This is a genomic window from Pseudomonas sp. B21-048, assembly GCF_024748615.1.
Lineage (GTDB): Bacteria > Pseudomonadota > Gammaproteobacteria > Pseudomonadales > Pseudomonadaceae > Aquipseudomonas.
Genome location: NZ_CP087168.1, coordinates 1,456,191 through 1,473,505, shown reverse-complemented (window position 1 = coordinate 1,473,505; position 17,315 = coordinate 1,456,191). Strand labels below are relative to the sequence as shown.

Genomic DNA, 17,315 nt, shown 5'->3' with positions numbered 1-17,315 from the left:
GTGGTCTGTTCAGGCTTTGCCTGAAGCGATGTAAATCTGCGTACTTAGGCGAAGTGATCGCCAAAGGGTCGCGAATCATACGCTCATGGAGACGTTCGCGCATCAGAGACTAGCTGATCGACAGAAGGTTATTTGTTTTTCCGCCGACCGGTGGCACTCCGGGGAAACAAGATCTTTTGGCGGGTTTCAGTCGTCGAACTGGCGACGCTCGGCCTCGATTGCTTCTGCCAGAGCCTTGGCTTCGGCTTCTTCGTCGGTCAACTCGGGCTCGGGCTTCGACTGTTCGAGCGCGGCAACGGCGGCCAGGAGTTTTTCACGAGCTTCGGCGAAGCCAAGAATGTCATCTTCCTGTTCTGGCTCTGGTGCGACTTCATCTTCAACTTCGGCTTCGGCCTCAACCTGAGGTTCAACCTCGGTTTCAGGCTCGGGCTCCGCCAGCTCCCCGTCGGTCTCGGTCACTACCCCATCGCGCAACAAATCGTCGAAATCGGTCTTGAGCCCCTCTTCCATGGTGTCCAGTTCCAGCAACAGTGTGTGGAAGCTGGTTTCTTCCTTGGGTTCCTCCGGCTCGGCGCTGGCATCGGCCAGTTCTTGCAACCCGGCCGGCACCGGCGCGTCGTCGAAATCGAGGACAGGAGCAGGTTCCAGCTCACGCAGTTCAGCGAGCGGCGGCAGATCGTCGAGGTTTTTCAGGTTGAAATGATCGAGAAACGCCTTGGTGGTGGCGAACATAGCCGGTTTGCCGGGTACATCGCGGTAACCGACGATGCGGATCCACTCACGTTCCAGCAGGGTTTTGACGATGTGGCTGTTGACGGCCACGCCGCGCACGTCTTCGATCTCGCCCCGGGTGATCGGCTGGCGATAGGCGATCAGGGCCATGGTTTCGAGCATGGCCCGCGAGTAACGCTGCGGCCGCTCTTCCCACAAACGTCCGACCCACGGCGCAAACTTTTCGCGGATCTGCAGGCGATACCCGGAGGCGACTTCCTTCAACTCGAAAGCACGGCCGTCGCAGGATTTGGCCAGAATCGTCAGCGCTTTCTTGAAAACCGATGGTTCGGGCCGCTCGCCTTCTTCGAAGAGTTCGAACAGGCGTTCAAGCGATTGCGGTTTTCCCGAGGCCAACAGAAAAGCTTCAAGCAGTGGCGCCAGCTCGCGGGGTTCAGTCAGGTTCATGATTCAACTCGTTATTCGGCTCGGGCCCGGACATGGATCGCCGCGAACGGCTCATTCTGCACCAGCTCGACCAAGGATTCCTTGACCAGCTCGAGGATCGCCATAAAGGTCACCACCACCCCCAGGCGCCCTTCTTCAGCGGTGAACAACTCGACAAAGGGCACAAAACCACCGCCCTTGAGCCGCTCCAGCACATCGCTCATGCGCTCGCGGGTGGACAGCGCTTCACGGCTGACCTGGTGGCTTTCAAACATGTCGCCCCGGCGCAGGACTTCGGCCATGGACATCAGCAACTCTTCCAGCCTCACATCCGGCAACAGTTTGCGTGCCTGGGCTTGCGGGGCATCGAGCTTGGGCACCACCACGTCGCGGCCGACGCGGCTCAGACCATCGATGCCTTCGGCAGCAGCCTTGAAGCGTTCGTATTCCTGCAAGCGGCGAATCAGCTCAGCGCGAGGATCGTCTTCTTCGTCTTCGATCGTCTCGGCACGGGGCAACAGCATCCGCGACTTGATCTCGGCCAGCATCGCGGCCATCACCAGATACTCGGCGGCCAGCTCCAGGCGCACCGACTGCATCAACTCGACATAGCCCATGTACTGCCGGGTGATTTCCGCCACCGGAATGTCGAGGATGTTGATGTTCTGTTTGCGGATCAGGTACAGCAGCAAATCGAGCGGGCCTTCGAAGGCCTCAAGAAAGACCTCGAGCGCATCCGGCGGGATGTACAGGTCCAGCGGCATTTCCATGACCGCCTGACCATAGACCATGGCGAAAGGCAGTTCTTGCTGAGCGCCAGCCTGGCTGTCGACGGGTTCTACTGCAGACATCTAGGCCTCGGCCATGAAAGGCGCAGGGTCGCCGCAACCAACGCGGATGACTTCCGGCTCGCCGTCGGCGAGGCTGATCACGGTGGATGCCTTGATCCCGCCGAAACCGCCGTCGATGATCAGGTCCACCTGATGCTCGAGCAATTGACGCATCTCGTAGGGATCGGTTAGCGGGTCGGTGTCGCCGGGCATGATCAGGGTCACGCTCATCAGCGGCTCGCCGAGCTGCTCCAGCAGCGCCAACGCAATCGGATGGCTTGGCACACGCAGGCCAATGGTGCGCTTTTTCGGGTGCAGCAACAGCCGCGGGACTTCGCGGGTGGCGTTGAGAATAAAGGTGTAAGGGCCAGGCAAGTGAGCCTTGAGCACACGGAAGGTGCCGGTATCAATCTTGGCAAACAGCCCCAACTGCGACAGGTCGCTGCAAATCAGCGCGAAGTTGTGCTTCTCATCCAGCTGACGCAGCCGACGCACGCGCTCCACGGCGTTCTTGTCGCCGATCTGGCAACCAATGGCGTAGGAAGAGTCTGTGGGATAAATCACCACACCGCCGTTGCGGATGATCTCGACTGCCTGTTTGATCAGGCGCGCTTGCGGGTTTTCCGGATGAATCTGGAAAAATTGACTCACATTCTCTACCTGTTCAGACGACGGCAATAATTGGGTCATGTTTGAATCGACACCACAGTGGCGGCAGATCCTCTGGAAGCGGGCGGTATTCACCGATCTCGGACCAGCCTCCAGGGCCATGAAAATCACTGCCGGCGCTGACCAGCAGACCAAACTCGCGGGCAAGAATCGCCAGGCTGCCCACCTGTTCGGCGGGTTGATGGCCATTGACCACTTCTATCGCGTGGCCCCCTGCTTGAATATAGTCGGCAATCAGGCGACGACGCTTGCTGCGAGTGAAATCGTAGTGCCAAGGATGCGCCAGGCTGACCCAGGCACCCGCGGCGCGCAGGGTTTCGACGGTCTCCTCCAGGGTCGGCCAGTGTTGTTTGACGTCCCCCAGTTTGCCGGCACCCAGCCATTTGCGGAACGCTTCGGCGCGATCCTTGACGAAACCTTCGCACACCATCCAGTCGGCGAAATGCGGGCGGGCCGGCGCATTACCGCTGTCGCCCAGCGCCTGTTGAATGGCCCGGGCGCCGTCAAGCGCCCCCGGCATGCCTTTCAACGCCAACTTGCGGCTTATTTCTTCGGACCGTAGCCAGCGGCCATCGTGCAATTTTGCGATGGCCTCGACCAACGGCGGCGCATTGACGTCGAAACCGTAGCCCAGCACGTGAATGGTTGCCCCGCCCCAGGTGCAGGACAATTCGACGCCATTGACCAGTTGCATCCCCAGCGCCGTCGCGGCGCTACGGGCCTCGTCGAGGCCTTCAAGGGTGTCGTGATCGGTCAAGGCCAGGACTCGCACGCCTTTCTCGAACGCACGCGCAACCAGTACCGCAGGCGCCAAGGCGCCATCGGAAGCCGTGCTATGGCAGTGCAAATCAACATTCACAGGACTGTGTAACCTCAAATCAGGTGACGCTATCGCGCGTCAATATGTTTGTTATTATGCCGCCACATCCTGCTTCTGGCTGCCACTGTGAAACAATTCATCGACTTCATCCCGCTTCTGCTGTTTTTCATCGTCTTCAAAATCGATCCACGGGTCGTCGACATTGGCGGTCATCAACTGACTGTCGGTGGTATTTACAGCGCCACTGCGATGCTGATCATCAGCTCCCTGGTGGTTTACGGCACGCTGTTCATCAAGCAGCGCAAGCTGGAGAAGAGCCAGTGGCTGACCCTCATCGCCTGCCTGGTCTTCGGTAGCCTGACCCTGGCGTTCCACAGCGAGACCTTCCTGAAATGGAAAGCCCCGGTGGTCAACTGGCTGTTTGCCCTGGCGTTCATCGGCAGCCACTTCGTCGGTGACCAACTGCTGATCAAACGCATCATGGGCCACGCGCTGACCTTGCCGGAGCCGGTCTGGACCCGCCTGAACATCGCCTGGATCGGGTTTTTCCTGTTTTGCGGCGCCGCCAACCTGTTCGTTGCCTTCACGTTCCAGAGCTACTGGGTCGACTTCAAGGTCTTCGGCAGCCTGGGCATGACGTTGCTGTTCCTGGTCGCCCAAGGCATTTACTTGTCCCGCCACCTGCACGACGCCGATACCACCACGCCAAAAACCGAGGACTGACATGCTTTACGCAATCGTTGCCACAGACGTCGCCAACTCCCTGGAAGCCCGCCTGGCCGCACGGCCTGCGCACCTTGAGCGCCTGCAAGTGCTTAAAGGCGAAGGTCGTATCGTACTGGCCGGCCCTAACCCGGCCGTCGACAGCAATGATCCGGGCGCCGCGGGTTTCACCGGTAGCCTGATCGTCGCCGAATTCGATTCGCTGAGCGCCGCAAAGGCCTGGGCCGACGCTGATCCATACATCGCTGCAGGCGTCTACGCCAACGTTTCGGTCAAGCCGTTCAAGCAAGTCCTGCCCTAGTGTCCTGCCTCGCGATGAACCTTATCGGTTCATCGCGCGTTCAATCGCTCATTATTCTCGTTTACCGGCCGACAACCTGCCCAATACTCGTATTGGAATCAGGAGTTGCGATGCGCAAAGGTCCGTTGTGTCTGATGTTGGTGACGTTGTCGATCATGGCGCCCGCCCATGGTGAAGAAAGCGCCAATGGCGGTAGTTCGACGCCGCTGTCCTTGAGCGCCGGCAGCCAGATCACCGAGTTGCAGCAGCGCTTGAAGGCAAGCGAACAGCAACGAGAAGAATTGAGCAAACAACTGCAAAATACCGATGGCGAACGCGAAAGCGCCCAGCTGAGCCGGTTGCGCCAAGAGAATCAGCGCCTGAAGCTGCAACTCAAGGAAGCCCAGGCCAGCAGCCCGCTGCCACGCCTGCTGACAGATCAGCAGCAATGGTTCGTTATCGGTGCCGCAGTAGCGCTATCGGCCCTGCTCTGCGGTATCTTCGCCAGTGGCGCAACCAGAAAACGTCGGCAATGGCTAAATTGAGTGAGTCATGAGCGAGCTGTTATTAATTGATGATGACCAGGAGCTGTGTGAGCTCCTGAGCAGTTGGCTGAGCCAGGAAGGCTTTCAGGTCCGCGCCTGTCACGATGGCCAGAGTGCCCGTCGCGCGCTGGCCGAAACGTCCCCCGCGGCCGTGGTGCTGGACGTGATGCTGCCAGACGGCAGCGGCCTGGAACTGCTCAAGCAACTGCGCAACGACCATCCGGATTTGCCGGTGCTGATGCTTTCGGCCCGTGGCGAACCGCTGGACCGCATCCTCGGCCTGGAACTCGGTGCCGACGATTACCTGGCCAAGCCGTGCGACCCACGGGAGCTGACAGCGCGCCTGCGCGCGGTGTTACGCCGCAGTCATCCGGCGGCCGTCTCCAGCCAAGTCGAACTGGGCGACTTGTGCTTCAGCCCGGTGCGTGGCGTGGTCAGCATCGATGAACAGGAGTTCACCCTGACCGTCTCCGAAAGCCGTCTGCTCGAAGCCCTGCTCAAGCAGCCCGGCGAACCGCTGGATAAACAGGAACTGGCGCAAATCGCCCTCGGTCGCAAACTGACCCTGTACGACCGCAGCCTGGATATGCACGTGAGCAACCTGCGCAAAAAAATCGGCCCACACCCCGATGGCCGCCCACGCATCGTTGCCCTGCGCAGTCGCGGTTACTACTACAGCCTGTAAGAATGAACGGACATGAATAACCTGTGGCGAGGGAACTTGCTCCCTCGCCACAACAGCTCCCTCACCACAGCAATTTCCTTCGCCACAGACTGGTGGCTGTGGAGTTTTGTCAGCAAGGTAGAAAATCGTCTTTACCCAAGCTTTACGCTCCGCTGACCGTCGCTGACCTTGATCTGCGTAATCTGCACACATCCGGAACGTACCGGGAACGAGACAAGGAGATACACCATGCGCAAGACTCTTATCGCTTTGATGTTTGCTGCCGCCCTGCCGACCGTTGCCATGGCCATGCCTGAAGGCGCAGGGCCGATGGGTGACCACATGGACGGCTCACGCCACGGCGGTCAGATGCACGGCATGCACGGTAAAGGCCCCTACAGCCAACTGGACCTGAGCCGCGAACAGCGCGAGCAGATCCGCAAGATCATGGGCGAGCAGATGCATGAGCGTCAGCAATTGGTCGACAAGTACCTGGAAAAACTCTCGCCAGCCGATCAGAAAGCCCTGAAAGATGAGATGGAGGCCAAGCACAAGAAAGCCGAAGCCGATGTTCGCGCGCAGCTGAAACCGGATCAACAGAAACAATTCGACGAGATCCAGAAGAAAGAGGCGGAGCGCCGCGCCGAATGGGCCGAGTTCAAGGCCTGGAAAGCGCAAAAGGCGCAATAATGCGCTAACCCTGGACCCAATGGCTAAACCCCGTTGGGTCTATTGCCTCCCACATGGATTTGCGCTAGTTGAGGATTTTCTGTGCGCTCATTGTTCTGGCGTATCCTGGCCAGCTTCTGGCTGGCCATCGCTCTGGTTGCAGGGCTTTCCATTCTGCTCGGGCACATGCTCAACCAGGACGCGTGGATTCTCAGTCGCCACCCGGGCCTTAACAACCTGCCCGAACAGTGGACGCAAACCTACGAAAGCCAGGGCGAAGATGCCGCCCAGGACATTCTGGAGCAACGCAAGCGCCAGTATCACATCGACGTTCAGGTGCTCAATGAGACCGGTGACCCGGTGGTACGCGGCACCTTCCCTCGGCGGGCGGCGGCGTTCGAGGCACGGCAACAAAACGATGATCGACGCCTGCCGTGGCGACGTCTGACCGATGAATACACCAGTGCCAAAACGGGCGACACCTACCTGCTGATCTACCGTATTCCGCACCCGGAACTGGACGCCTGGCACCGTGAAAGCCTGCTTTGGCCGTTGAGTGCGCTGGGTATCGCGCTGGTGGTGCTGACGCTGTTCAGCCTGCTGGTGACCTTTTCCATCACCCGACCGCTGAGCCGTTTGCGCGGCGCGGTGCATGACCTGGGGCAGACAACGTATCAACAGAACAGCCTGGCGCAACTGGCCAATCGACGCGATGAGTTCGGTGTGCTGGCCAACGACTTCAACCGCATGGGCGCGCGCCTGCAAAGCCTGATCGGCAGCCAGCGGCAATTACTGCGCGATGTGTCTCACGAATTACGTTCACCCTTGGCCCGACTGCGCATTGCGTTGGCACTGGCCGAGCGGGCCAATCCTGAGGAGCGAGAAAAACTCTGGCCACGCCTGACCCGCGAATGCGATCGACTGGAAGCGCTGATCAGCGAAATCCTGGTACTGGCGCGCGTCGATGCCGACAACGCCAGTGCTGAAGAAGTGGATCTCAACTCGCTGCTCAATACCCTGCAAAAAGACGCTCAGATGGGCTCGCCAGAGCAGAATGTATGCCTTGAGACCGAGCCGCAACTTACCCTCAGAGGCTGGCCGACCATGATCGAGCGCGCCGTGGACAACCTGGTGCGCAATGCCCAGCGCTTTAACCCGGTCGGCCAACCGATCGAAATGCAGGCGTTGCGTCAAGGCGACAGGATTGTGGTCAGCGTGCGTGACCACGGCCCTGGCGTCGAAGCCGAGCATTTGAACCTGCTGGGCGAACCGTTTTATAGGGCACCGGGGCAGACAGCGGCCGGGCATGGCCTGGGCCTGGCCATCGCGCGCCGTGCGGCGGAACGGCATGGCGGCAGCCTGGTGCTGGCCAATCACCCGCAGGGCGGGTTTATTGCCAGCCTGGAATTGCCGTTGGTGCCGGGGGCGGTGGTGCAGCCATAAGTGCAGTGGTGATGCAAAAAGATCGCCTCGTTTCACTCTGTAGGAACTGTCGAGTGAAACGAGGCTGCGATCTTTTGATCTTCAGGCCTTACCGGACCAAGCGCTAACAAACTCGGTCAAATCAACCTTCTCCGCCACCCGCGGTTCTTTCTGCGGCGTGCCAAGGTAAAGAAACGCAATCACTTCTTCCCCTTCCGCCAATCCCAAGCCTTTGGCCACATGCGCCGAATACGCCAGCTCACCGGTGCGCCACACCGCGCCAATGCCTTGCGCATAGGCCGCCAGCAAAATCCCGTGAGCTGCACAACCGGCCGCCAATAGTTGCTCGGACTTGGGATACTTGTCGTGTTCCTGCAAACGCGCAATCACCACAACCACCAGCGGTGCACGCAACGGACCGTTGCGCGCCTTGTCCAGCAAGGCCTCGGACACATCACTGTCTTGCAGCTTCGCCGCTTCGGCCAGTAACTCGCCCATTTGCTCGCGCGCCGCGCCTTCGACTGTCAGGAAGCGCCAAGGCTGCAAGTGGCCATGGTCTGGCGCGCGCATCGCGGCGGCAAACAACACTCCCCGTTGCTCGGCAGTCGGTGCCGGATCGAGCAGTCGTGGAACGGAAACACGGTTGAGCAAAGCGTCGAGAGCCTGCATCGGCCACCTCCTGTAGAAAATGTCTGGCTATTCTAGCGTCAACTGTCGCGACGGCGTCGGTTTACATGCCCTGCCCCGCAGGTAGAATGGCGCCCTTCCCCACTATCAACCCGAGCGGACTTCATGGCGTTGCCGACCTTACGGATCATTGGTTTCATCATCGGCATCTTCCTGATCACGCTGGCCATCGCCATGGTCGTGCCCATGGCCACCCTGGTGATCTTCGAGCGCACCAGCGACCTGCCGTCTTTCCTCTGGGCGAGCATGATCACCTTTGTCGCCGGTCTGGCCCTGGTGATACCGGGGCGCCCCGAGCACATCCATCTGCGCCCGCGAGACATGTACCTGCTGACTGTCAGCAGCTGGCTGGTGGTGTGCATCTTCGCCGCCCTGCCATTCCTGCTGACCCAGCACATCAGCTACACCGACTCGTTCTTCGAAAGCATGTCCGGCATCACCGCCACCGGTGCGACGGTGCTCAATGGCCTGGACAACATGTCTCCCGGCATCCTGATGTGGCGTTCATTGCTGCACTGGATCGGTGGCATCGGCTTTATCGGCATGGCGGTAGCGATTCTGCCATTGCTGCGCATCGGTGGCATGCGGCTGTTTCAGACCGAATCGTCGGACCGTTCCGAAAAGGTCATGCCCCGTTCGCACATGGTGGCGCGTTTGATCGTTGCGGCCTACGTCGGCATCACCATTTTCGGCAGCCTGGCATTCTGGTGGGCCGGGATGAGCCCGTTCGATGCAATCAATCATGCGATGTCAGCGATTTCCACCGGTGGTTTCTCGACTTCCGACCAATCCCTGGCCAAGTGGCCGGAGCCTGCGGTGCATTGGGTCGCGATCGTCATCATGATTCTCGGTGCCCTGCCGTTCACCCTCTATGTCGCCACGTTGCGTGGTAACCGTCGGGCGCTGATCAAGGATGAACAGGTTCAAGGCCTGCTCGGCATGTTGCTGGTGACCTGGCTGGTGCTCGGCACCTGGTACTGGTGGACCACCCAGCTGCATTGGCTGGAGGCCTTGCGGCATGTGGCGCTGAACGTGACATCAGTGGTGACCACCACCGGTTTTGCACTGGGGGACTACAGCCTCTGGGGCAACTTCTCACTGATGCTGTTCTTTTATCTGGGGTTTATTGGCGGCTGCTCCGGTTCCACCGCTGGCGGGATCAAGATTTTCCGCTTCCAGGTGGCCTATATTCTGCTCAAAGCCAACCTTAACCAGTTGATTCACCCGCGGGCAGTGATCAAGCAGAAATATAACGGCCACCGTCTCGACGAAGAGATCGTGCGCTCGATCCTGACCTTTTCGTTCTTCTTCGCCATCACCATTTGCGTCATCGCGCTGTTGCTGTCGCTGCTCGGCGTGGACTGGATGACGGCACTTACCGGCGCGGCCAGCACGGTGTCTGGCGTAGGCCCGGGGCTTGGCGAAACGATTGGCCCGGCGGGTAACTTCGCCAGCCTGCCAGCTGCCGCGAAGTGGATTCTCTCGTTCGGCATGCTGCTGGGCCGGCTGGAGATCATTACGGTGTTTGTTCTGTGTATCCCGGCGTTCTGGCGTCACTAATCGGCATGGGCGCTTCCATCATCCGTGCCCGGTATTCGCCGGGGGTGGAATCGAACCAGCGTCGGAAGGCGCGGAAGAAGTTGCTCGGATCGGCAAACCCCAGCAGGTAGGCAATTTCCAGCAGGGTCATGTTCGGTTGCGCCAGGTATTGCTCGGCCAATTCACGCCGGGTGTCATCCAGTAATGTCTGAAAACTCGTGCCCTCCTCCTGCAAGCGACGCTGCAAGGTACGTTGCGACAAGTGCAGCGTCTGGGCCACCGCATCACGCTTGGGTTCGCCCTGGGGCAGTAGACGGCATAACACCTGCCGCACCTGATGGGTCACGCGGCTTTCGGAAAATCGCGCCAGGTACTCGCCGGCAAACCGGTCGTGCAACCGCGCCATGGCCTCGTTGGCGGTGGGCAGCGGTGCCTCCATGTCGGCGCGCTCGAAGATCAGGGCGTCATAAGGCGCATTGAACAACAAGGGAGCATGGAAGGCTTGTTTGTAAGGTTCAAGATCAACGGGATTATCGCCTTGCAACAAGACCTTGCGCGGCTGCAGCGTGCGTCCGGTCAGCCAGCTGCAGAGTGCCAGGGCGCAAGCCATGGAGGCTTCGGCACTCTGTCGAGTCGGCGGCAAATGATCGCCGTGGACCGTCAGAATCAGCGCATATCCCTCAGCCAATAATCTGAAACTCAGGTCAGCACTTTCGGCAATGATTCGCTGATAACGCACCAGTCGCTGAAAGCCTTCGGCCAGGGTCTGGCTGGACATCAAGGCATAACCGGCGACATGGAAGGACGCCGGTCGCGCCACCTTGCCCATGTTCAGGCCAATGGCCGGATTACCGGACAACGCAACCGCGCGCTGCCAAAGCCGCGTCATGGAATCTTGCGGGAAGCGCGCATCCGGATCATCCAGTGCCGCATAGTCGAGCCCTAGCTGTTTGAACAGAACCCGGCAATCCAGGCCGTCCATTTCCAGTGCTTTGACAATCCCCATCGCCCAGCTTGCAGAAGTCGTTCGTTCGCTCATGGCGTTTACTACGTGATGGCCGCATGCCACGACCCAATACCCAAGGATACTAATGTGGCGCCTATTGTCACTGGCTGATACCAATGATCACTCTAGACTCAAATAAGCTACCCGCAGAACAACTTGTCGCGTGCACAGTAACCACAGGGACCGCAGTCGTGGAAAACATCAAACGCTTCAACAACTTCGCTGAGTTTTACCCGTATTACCTCAGCGAACACCGCAACAGCACTTGCCGACGATTGCATTTTGTCGGCACCTCGCTGGTTATTTTCATGCTGGCGCTGATCATCGGCAAAGGCGCGTGGTGGATGTTGCTGGCCCTGCCGCTGGCCGGTTACAGCTTTGCCTGGGTCGGGCATTTCTTCTTCGAAAAAAATCGCCCTGCTACCTTTCAGCATCCTCTCTACAGCCTGCTCGGCGATTTCGTCATGTACCGCGACATGATTCTGGGTCGTGTGCCGTTCTAGGCTTCTTTGGAGTGTACATATCCATTTCTGCGGTCACGGCTTCTATTGGTTTCGCTTTTACAGCGAGTCACTTTGGAAAAGCCGGAATGCCGGCCCAGCCCAAAGTAACCAAAAGGCTTCTGCCCCTTTCGTTCGGTGCCTCGCCCAGGCTCGGCATGCCCTCGCTCCGGTACTGCTCCGTGGGCCCGCCGCGATCGGCCATCCCTGGCCGTGCGCGGCTAACCCGGCATCCATGCCGGGTTGCCCACTGCGCAGAACCTCCACTCGGCCTCTCGAGGGCGCGGTGTGTCAACATCAAAAGCTGCAGGCGAGCTAACGCTCGGCCTGTTGAGTGGTGAAAAGCAGAGCGGATGTGCGCTGATTTTTTTGTGGGGGTTGGCTTATCGGGTCGGCGCATCGCTGCGATGGCGGCCTGTCAGCCGACCAGTCTTCCCCGAATGCACTCAGTCCAACTAATGTGTGCGAGCCTGCTCGCGAAGCTGTTGATCTTGCCGTTGCCGTTGTTTTGACTTTTGATCTTGATCTGCCGCCCCTTTCCCAGAGGCCGAACGCAGGCGTTGCGCAGGGGGCACCGCGGCAGGGATGCCGCGGTAGCCGCCCCCGGAGCAATGCCGAAGTGAGGGCATGCCGAGCCTAGGCGAGGCACCGAATGGAGGGGCAAAGCCTTTTGGTTCCTTTTCGGCGTTTGGAAAAGGGACTCGCTGTAAAAGCGAAACCGCCAGCGGCCGTTACCGCAGAAACGGATATGTACACCCAACACCAAGACCCAAGACCCAAGACCCAAGAGTAAATCTCTGTAGTTCAAGAAATGTGTAGATCCCCATGCCGCGATACGGTCAGCCAACACACCTGATTTTCAAGCCGGCTCCACGACTTTAATGGCCTTCAATTCTGCCTCCCGTGCCTGGGCATCGGCCAATCGATACAGCTCGATCGAGCCGTCCCAATGCTCGATCAGCGCCGTACATGACTCCACCCAATCCCCGCAATTGAGGTAATCCACCTCGCCAACCTTGCGAATCTCGGCATGGTGAATGTGCCCGCACACCACCCCGTGCAATTCGCGTTTGACGCACTCGTGGGCGATGGCTTCTTCAAAATCGCTGATGAAGCTGACGGCAGTCTTGACCTTATGCTTGAGATACGCCGACAGCGACCAATAGCCATAGCCATAACGGGCACGCCAATGGTTGAGCCAGCGGTTGAGCGTCAGGGTGAATTCGTAGGCCGAATCGCCGAGAAACGCCAGCCAGCGGTGGTAGCGGGTGATCACGTCGAACTGGTCGCCGTGAATCACCAGCAGATGACGACCATCGGCGGTCACGTGAACGGCTTCGTCCACCAGTTGGATATTGCCCAGCATCAGCTTCGAATAACGGCGCAGGAATTCGTCATGGTTGCCGGTGACATAGATCACTTCCGTGCCGCGCTTGCTCATGGTCAGCAAACGACGAATCACATTGGTGTGCGCTTGCGGCCAATACATGCCGCTGCGCAGTTTCCAGCCATCGATGATGTCACCGACTAGGTAAATCTTGTCGGCGTGGTAGCCCTTGAGGAACTGCGACAGATGTTCGGCCTGACAGTCTCGGGTGCCCAAATGCACATCGGAAATCCACAAGGTCCGCACACGTTGCTTACGGCTGGGTTTGGCGAGCTCGGCGCTGGTCATGGGCAACCCTCAGGACAAGTTTTGGCAAGCTTGCGCCGGTCGGGTGAATTGCCCATGACAGTGGCAAGTCAGTCTTGTGACAGCGCGAGTCTGGCTGCACCCGGTGTAGACTGGCGACCTGCCCAGGAGACCTGCGATGAGACCGATCCTCACGCTACGCCAGTACACCCACGACCTGATCGTCCATAGCCACGACCACGCGCAATTGGTGTTCGGGCTGTCAGGCGCGCTGGATTTCGAGGTCGAGGGGCATGGCAGTCAGGTAGTGCAGCAGAGTTTCGTGGTGGTGCCATCGGGCGCGCATCATGCCTGCGACAGCGCCCATGGCAGTCGTTGTCTGGTGCTGGATGTGCCGAGCGACCAATGGGTTTCTCAGTCCCTTGGCGATCACGCCGATGCCAGTCGGCGCTTGCTCGACAACGCCGGGCGCCTTCCCTTGGATGCCGGGCAAAGCCAACTAGTGAGTTGGCTGGCGGGGAGTCAGGTCAGTGATCCGCTGATCGCCCAGCAAGGCGCAGTGCTGTTGCTGGCCAGCCTCAACAACGCCAAACCCGACACTGTGGGCGGTCGGCGTCTGCCTTATGCGGCGCTGAATGCGCACATCGATCAATACGCGGCCTATCCGCTGCAAGTCGCCGATCTGGCGCGCATTGCCGGCCTGTCCAGCGCTCGGTTGCACGCACGGTTCGTGGCGGAATGCGGGCAGACGCCGATGGATTACATTCGCAGTCGTCGGCTGCACATTGCCGCAAGCCTGTTGCGCGAATCGGCGCTGCCCATCGGCGAGATCGCCTGTCGGGTCGGTTACAGCTCGCAGAGTGCGTTCGCCGCCGCGGTGCTGCGTGAGTTCGGTGCCTCACCCGGTAAATTGCGCCGCGAGGCTGGCGACAAATGACGCGAGTCTGGCGACAGACATAACCGACTCAGCACGATTCAATGCTACGGGGGCCGACCGTGTTGTCGGCCGGACTCACTACGTTTATCAAGGATTGCAATGACTCCCCGTACCGCCCTTGGCGCTCTGCATATCGGTGCACTGATGTTCGGCCTGACCGGCGTATTCGGCAAGCTCGCCGCCGCCTCGCCCGCCATCATCGTTTTTGGCCGCGCTGCGTTTGCCGTTCTCGCCCTGGCGTTTTTCGCACGGTTCGCCAGCAATACCCGTTGGCAACAACTCGACGCTGTAGACCTGCGTCGCCTGCTGCTCAGTGGCTTGCTGTTGACCGGGCACTGGGTAAGTTTCTTCATCGCGGTGAAGGTAGCCGGGGTGGCGATCGCGACCCTGGGTTTTGCCAGTTTCCCGGCGTTTACCGTAATCCTCGAAGGGCTGATCTTCCGCGAGCGCATCCGCGCCAACGAAATCCTGTTGGTGGTATTGGTCAGCGTCGGATTGGTACTGGTCACGCCGGATTTCGATCTGGCCAGCGGCGCCACCACTGGCTTGTTGTGGGCAGTGGCGTCCGGCTTGCTGTTCGCCCTGTTGTCCCTGACCAACCGCGCCAGCTCCGGACGAATCCCGCCGGTGCAGGCTGCACTGTGTCAGAACGTGGTGGTTGCGCTCTGCCTGCTGCCGGTGGCGGCACCGCAGTTGAGCGAAGTGCACGCCATCGACTGGCTGTGGATCGGCCTGCTCGGGGTGTTCTGCACCGGCGTCGCCCACAGCCTGTTCGTCGCCAGCCTGGCGGTGATCAAAGCCCGGACTGCATCAGTGGTATTCGCTCTGGAACCGGTTTACGGCATCACCCTGGCCTGGCTGCTGTTCGATGAAAACCCGACACTGCGCATGCTGATCGGCGGCGCGCTGATCATCGTGGCTATCGTGGTCTCGAGCCGGTTGTCCGGCAGTTCAAGCAAGAACGCCGGGGCGGCAGAAGCCGCGTCTCACTGAGCGCGGTCATTGTGGCCGAGGTCGCGGTCCGGATCGATCTGATCGCGGACCCGCTGCTTGAGCACCTTGGCCTCGGGAAAACCACCGTCGGCCTTGCGCTCCCAAATCTGCACCTCATCACAGAAAATGTGAAAAACCCCGCCGGTGCCGGGCACCAGGGACACTTTGCCCAGGTCGTCGCCGAAGGTGCTGAGTAGTTCCTGGGCCAGCCAAGCGGCGCGCAACAGCCATTGGCATTGCGTGCAGTAGGTGATGACGATTTCCGGTTTATGTGCAGTCATGATGGGTAAAACTCCAGAGCTGAGGGCATCGCTATCCCGCTCCTACAGGGAAAAAGTTTATCGGATACCCGCCAACAGCGTCCGGGCCGTCTCCTTGAGCGGTTCGTCGCCTTCCTTGAGTAACTCGTTAAGTAGCTCGATGGCACTGTCCAGATCACCATCGTCGATGCAGGTCTGGGCCTGTTCGAGTTTGCCTGCGCTGCTCGGCCCGGCCAGCTCAAGATCCATCAATTCGGCATTCAGCGGCTCAAGCTCCAGCGGCTGGCCGGGATCGCTGAACTCGTTGAGAAAGGTCTCGTCCAGAGATTGAGCATCAGGTTCGGCGATCGATTCAAGCTCGGGCTCGTCCAGCGTCGGCTCCTCGGGCATTTCGAAAACATCGGGCAATACATGCAGATTCGAGGTGAACCCGGGGTCGTCTACCTGCGCTGACTCATTCGACGGTTTAGCGCTGGATGATGAGTTTTCGAAGGGGCTGATCAGGTCCCAATTCGAATCCATCGACAGGTCATCGAGGTTCAACTGGAACTCATCGCTCGGTGCCGCTTCAGGGATTGCAGGCGTGGGAGGAACCACTGCTACGGCGGCGACCGCCGGTGCGGAGCTGATCAGTTTCGGATGGCGGGCGCGGATGTCCTGAAGTTGCTGTGCATCGAACCCGGCGTCTCGCAGGCTGCTTTCCTGCGCCTCATAAGCTTGCACGTCACCCTGTTTACCGAGGACTTCCAACAGCTGCACGGCCAGATCGGTGCGCTGGGGTTCCCTGACCAACGCCTCTCGCAACAGTCCGGCCGCTTCGGACAAACGGCCATACGCCAGATAGATACCCACCCCCTCCAGCACATCGCCTGCGGGTGTCTCTTCGGCCGAGTCGGCTACCGGTTGCGGCAGGGACGTCGACCGGGCGGGTTCTGCCGGGCGGTTGAGTACCGGCTCGTGACGCGACGGCAGTACGGGCAACGGCCCGGACTGGACCTGAGCCTGGACCTGCTGTCGTTGACGGCGAATGAATACGGCGAGCAACACCAATGCCATCAGCGCCAATAACCCGATGATCAGCAACCACGGAATCGGCTCAGACTCTTCTGTTTCTGCGGATGTCGGTGACATCACTTCGGGCGTCACCGGCACCGCCGCTGCCTGTTTGACTTCCGCCAATCGGGCTTGCAGCTCGGTCACCTTTTTCTGGCGGGCAATCTGCTCGTCCTGAGCCTGAAGCTTCGCATTGAGTTCATCAATGGTCTTTTGCAACGCTTGGTTCTGCAGCACGCTGGCGGCCAATTGCTCAGCAACAGGATCACTCGCAGGCGTGGCGGCTGGTTTATCGACATCAGGCTTGGGTGTCGTCCCTTTCACGGCAGATGGCGGTGCTATAGCCGGTTCCACGGATGGGAATGCCGAAGACTGAGGACGCGGCACAGGGTCATCGTTGACGGGAACAGTGGCCGGCGAACCCGGCGGATCGATCAGCACGGTGTACTCGCGCAGCAAACGCCCATTGGGCTGATTGAGCTGCACCAGAAAATTCAGAAAGGGTTCCTTGACCAATTTGCTGGAAGTCACCCGAATCAGGCTGCGGTTGCCCCGCAGGATAGGAGTGAACTTCAGATCGTTGAGGAAGAACACCCGCTCGACACCGGCGCGGCTGAATTCGTCCGCCGTCGCCAGGCTGACGGACAGTTCGTCCTCCTCCAGGCCACCCGCATCCACCAGGGCGATGTCGGCATTGAACGGCTGATTCAACGCCGAATGCTGGGTAATCTCACCCAACCCGAGCGCAGGGGCCAATGCCGAGTAAGTGACGGCACCACCGACCAGCAGCAGCCTGGTGCAACACCGCAATACAACGTGCCAACTCTCGAGCATGAGCATCCCTTAGATAACCAGAACCAACCTGTACGTGTTCGCACATCCGGTACGAACACGATATTGCCTAGTAGTTCTTTATAGTCTGCCCAA

At 59.8% G+C, this 17,315-nt stretch carries 19 protein-coding genes; 10 read left to right on the top strand and 9 right to left on the bottom strand.

The genetic code is table 11. The annotated features are described in order from the left end of the window. Positions 1 to 186: 186 nt before the first annotated feature. Genes scpB through LOY56_RS06705 form a run of 4 tightly spaced genes read right to left on the bottom strand, consistent with a single transcriptional unit; the run spans position 187 to position 3,516 of the window. Entirely contained in the window at positions 187 to 1,179 is a 993-nt protein-coding gene (gene scpB, locus LOY56_RS06720; RefSeq protein WP_258620647.1) for an SMC-Scp complex subunit ScpB, read from the bottom strand. 11 nt (positions 1,180 to 1,190) lie between these two features. After that, positions 1,191 to 1,949 (bottom strand): ScpA family protein, encoded by a 759-nt coding sequence (locus LOY56_RS06715; protein ID WP_258622576.1) that lies wholly within the window; start codon positions 1,947 to 1,949, stop codon positions 1,191 to 1,193. A gap of 60 nt (positions 1,950 to 2,009) precedes the next feature. Then, the gene (locus tag LOY56_RS06710) at positions 2,010 to 2,639 is read right to left on the bottom strand and encodes an L-threonylcarbamoyladenylate synthase (RefSeq protein ID WP_258620646.1); all 630 of its coding nucleotides are present in this window, start codon (positions 2,637 to 2,639) and stop codon (positions 2,010 to 2,012) included. Positions 2,640 to 2,652: 13 nt separating this feature from the next. Further along, complete coding sequence (locus LOY56_RS06705) at positions 2,653 to 3,516, bottom strand: PHP domain-containing protein (RefSeq protein WP_258620645.1); 864 nt, start codon at positions 3,514 to 3,516, stop codon at positions 2,653 to 2,655. Between the two features lie 87 nt (positions 3,517 to 3,603). Here LOY56_RS06705 and LOY56_RS06700 point away from each other — a divergent pair, with 87 nt between their 5' ends. The 6 genes from LOY56_RS06700 to LOY56_RS06675 all read left to right on the top strand — a co-directional run bounded on the left by LOY56_RS06700 (position 3,604) and on the right by LOY56_RS06675 (position 7,801). Further along, positions 3,604 to 4,200: a septation protein A gene (locus tag LOY56_RS06700; RefSeq protein WP_258620644.1), complete on the top strand. Its 597-nt coding sequence runs from the start codon at positions 3,604 to 3,606 to the stop codon at positions 4,198 to 4,200. A 1-nt stretch (position 4,201) separates the two neighbouring features. Beyond that, positions 4,202 to 4,501: a YciI family protein gene (locus LOY56_RS06695; protein ID WP_258620643.1), complete on the top strand. Its 300-nt coding sequence runs from the start codon at positions 4,202 to 4,204 to the stop codon at positions 4,499 to 4,501. Positions 4,502 to 4,611: 110 nt separating this feature from the next. Beyond that, entirely contained in the window at positions 4,612 to 5,025 is a 414-nt protein-coding gene (locus LOY56_RS06690; RefSeq protein WP_258620642.1) for a translation initiation factor 2, read from the top strand. A 7-nt stretch (positions 5,026 to 5,032) separates the two neighbouring features. Beyond that, a complete protein-coding gene (locus LOY56_RS06685; RefSeq protein ID WP_258620641.1) occupies positions 5,033 to 5,710 on the top strand; it encodes a response regulator transcription factor in 678 nt (225 codons plus the stop codon). Between the two features lie 228 nt (positions 5,711 to 5,938). Next, positions 5,939 to 6,379: an LTXXQ domain protein gene (locus LOY56_RS06680; RefSeq protein ID WP_258620640.1), complete on the top strand. Its 441-nt coding sequence runs from the start codon at positions 5,939 to 5,941 to the stop codon at positions 6,377 to 6,379. Positions 6,380 to 6,460: 81 nt separating this feature from the next. Then, complete coding sequence (locus LOY56_RS06675) at positions 6,461 to 7,801, top strand: cell wall metabolism sensor histidine kinase WalK (RefSeq protein WP_258620639.1); 1,341 nt, start codon at positions 6,461 to 6,463, stop codon at positions 7,799 to 7,801. 81 nt (positions 7,802 to 7,882) lie between these two features. Here LOY56_RS06675 and LOY56_RS06670 read toward each other — a convergent pair whose 3' ends face one another. Further along, positions 7,883 to 8,449, bottom strand: a complete 567-nt coding sequence (locus LOY56_RS06670) for a nitroreductase family protein (protein ID WP_258620638.1) — start codon at positions 8,447 to 8,449, stop codon at positions 7,883 to 7,885. 123 nt (positions 8,450 to 8,572) lie between these two features. On the opposite strand from LOY56_RS06670, the gene LOY56_RS06665 reads away from it, so the two are divergent. Continuing rightward, on the top strand, positions 8,573 to 10,027 hold the full coding sequence (locus tag LOY56_RS06665; protein ID WP_258620637.1) for a TrkH family potassium uptake protein: 1,455 nt from the start codon (positions 8,573 to 8,575) through the stop codon (positions 10,025 to 10,027). Here LOY56_RS06665 and LOY56_RS06660 read toward each other — a convergent pair. Then, positions 9,984 to 11,045, bottom strand: coding sequence for an AraC family transcriptional regulator (locus tag LOY56_RS06660; protein ID WP_258620636.1), 1,062 nt, complete (start codon positions 11,043 to 11,045; stop codon positions 9,984 to 9,986). The genes LOY56_RS06665 and LOY56_RS06660 overlap by 44 nt on opposite strands. Before the next feature lie 158 nt (positions 11,046 to 11,203). Here LOY56_RS06660 and LOY56_RS06655 point away from each other — a divergent pair, with 158 nt between their 5' ends. Beyond that, entirely contained in the window at positions 11,204 to 11,515 is a 312-nt protein-coding gene (locus tag LOY56_RS06655) for an Mpo1-like protein (RefSeq protein WP_258620635.1), read from the top strand. A gap of 856 nt (positions 11,516 to 12,371) precedes the next feature. On the opposite strand, the gene LOY56_RS06650 is transcribed toward LOY56_RS06655, so the two are convergent. Continuing rightward, entirely contained in the window at positions 12,372 to 13,187 is an 816-nt protein-coding gene (locus LOY56_RS06650; protein WP_258620634.1) for a UDP-2,3-diacylglucosamine diphosphatase, read from the bottom strand. 136 nt (positions 13,188 to 13,323) lie between these two features. Here LOY56_RS06650 and LOY56_RS06645 point away from each other — a divergent pair, with 136 nt between their 5' ends. Both LOY56_RS06645 and LOY56_RS06640 read left to right on the top strand, forming a co-directional pair. Beyond that, on the top strand, positions 13,324 to 14,082 hold the full coding sequence (locus tag LOY56_RS06645; protein WP_258620632.1) for an AraC family transcriptional regulator: 759 nt from the start codon (positions 13,324 to 13,326) through the stop codon (positions 14,080 to 14,082). A 99-nt stretch (positions 14,083 to 14,181) separates the two neighbouring features. Next, positions 14,182 to 15,075 carry a DMT family transporter gene (locus LOY56_RS06640; RefSeq protein ID WP_258620630.1) on the top strand — a complete coding sequence of 298 codons (894 nt, stop codon included), beginning with the start codon at positions 14,182 to 14,184 and terminating at the stop codon, positions 15,073 to 15,075. Here LOY56_RS06640 and LOY56_RS06635 read toward each other — a convergent pair. Both LOY56_RS06635 and LOY56_RS06630 read right to left on the bottom strand, forming a co-directional pair. After that, positions 15,069 to 15,356 carry a SelT/SelW/SelH family protein gene (locus tag LOY56_RS06635; RefSeq protein WP_258620629.1) on the bottom strand — a complete coding sequence of 96 codons (288 nt, stop codon included), beginning with the start codon at positions 15,354 to 15,356 and terminating at the stop codon, positions 15,069 to 15,071. The two genes, LOY56_RS06640 and LOY56_RS06635, sit on opposite strands and share 7 nt — an antisense overlap. A gap of 57 nt (positions 15,357 to 15,413) precedes the next feature. Next, on the bottom strand, positions 15,414 to 17,222 hold the full coding sequence (locus LOY56_RS06630) for a FimV/HubP family polar landmark protein (RefSeq protein ID WP_258620628.1): 1,809 nt from the start codon (positions 17,220 to 17,222) through the stop codon (positions 15,414 to 15,416). Positions 17,223 to 17,315: the final 93 nt, after the last annotated feature.

Coding starts and splice junctions, on each gene's coding strand:
- LOY56_RS06680 (WP_258620640.1), top strand. CDS start 5,939: ATGCGCAAGACTCTTATCGCTTTGATGTTTGCTGCCGCCCTGCCGACC.
- LOY56_RS06685 (WP_258620641.1), top strand. CDS start 5,033: ATGAGCGAGCTGTTATTAATTGATGATGACCAGGAGCTGTGTGAGCTC.
- LOY56_RS06690 (WP_258620642.1), top strand. CDS start 4,612: ATGCGCAAAGGTCCGTTGTGTCTGATGTTGGTGACGTTGTCGATCATG.
- LOY56_RS06665 (WP_258620637.1), top strand. CDS start 8,573: ATGGCGTTGCCGACCTTACGGATCATTGGTTTCATCATCGGCATCTTC.
- LOY56_RS06640 (WP_258620630.1), top strand. CDS start 14,182: ATGACTCCCCGTACCGCCCTTGGCGCTCTGCATATCGGTGCACTGATG.
- LOY56_RS06660 (WP_258620636.1), bottom strand. CDS start 11,045: ATGAGCGAACGAACGACTTCTGCAAGCTGGGCGATGGGGATTGTCAAA.
- LOY56_RS06630 (WP_258620628.1), bottom strand. CDS start 17,222: ATGCTCGAGAGTTGGCACGTTGTATTGCGGTGTTGCACCAGGCTGCTG.
- LOY56_RS06650 (WP_258620634.1), bottom strand. CDS start 13,187: ATGACCAGCGCCGAGCTCGCCAAACCCAGCCGTAAGCAACGTGTGCGG.
- LOY56_RS06715 (WP_258622576.1), bottom strand. CDS start 1,949: ATGGTCTATGGTCAGGCGGTCATGGAAATGCCGCTGGACCTGTACATC.
- LOY56_RS06670 (WP_258620638.1), bottom strand. CDS start 8,449: ATGCAGGCTCTCGACGCTTTGCTCAACCGTGTTTCCGTTCCACGACTG.
- scpB (WP_258620647.1), bottom strand. CDS start 1,179: ATGAACCTGACTGAACCCCGCGAGCTGGCGCCACTGCTTGAAGCTTTT.
- LOY56_RS06635 (WP_258620629.1), bottom strand. CDS start 15,356: ATGACTGCACATAAACCGGAAATCGTCATCACCTACTGCACGCAATGC.
- LOY56_RS06645 (WP_258620632.1), top strand. CDS start 13,324: ATGAGACCGATCCTCACGCTACGCCAGTACACCCACGACCTGATCGTC.
- LOY56_RS06695 (WP_258620643.1), top strand. CDS start 4,202: ATGCTTTACGCAATCGTTGCCACAGACGTCGCCAACTCCCTGGAAGCC.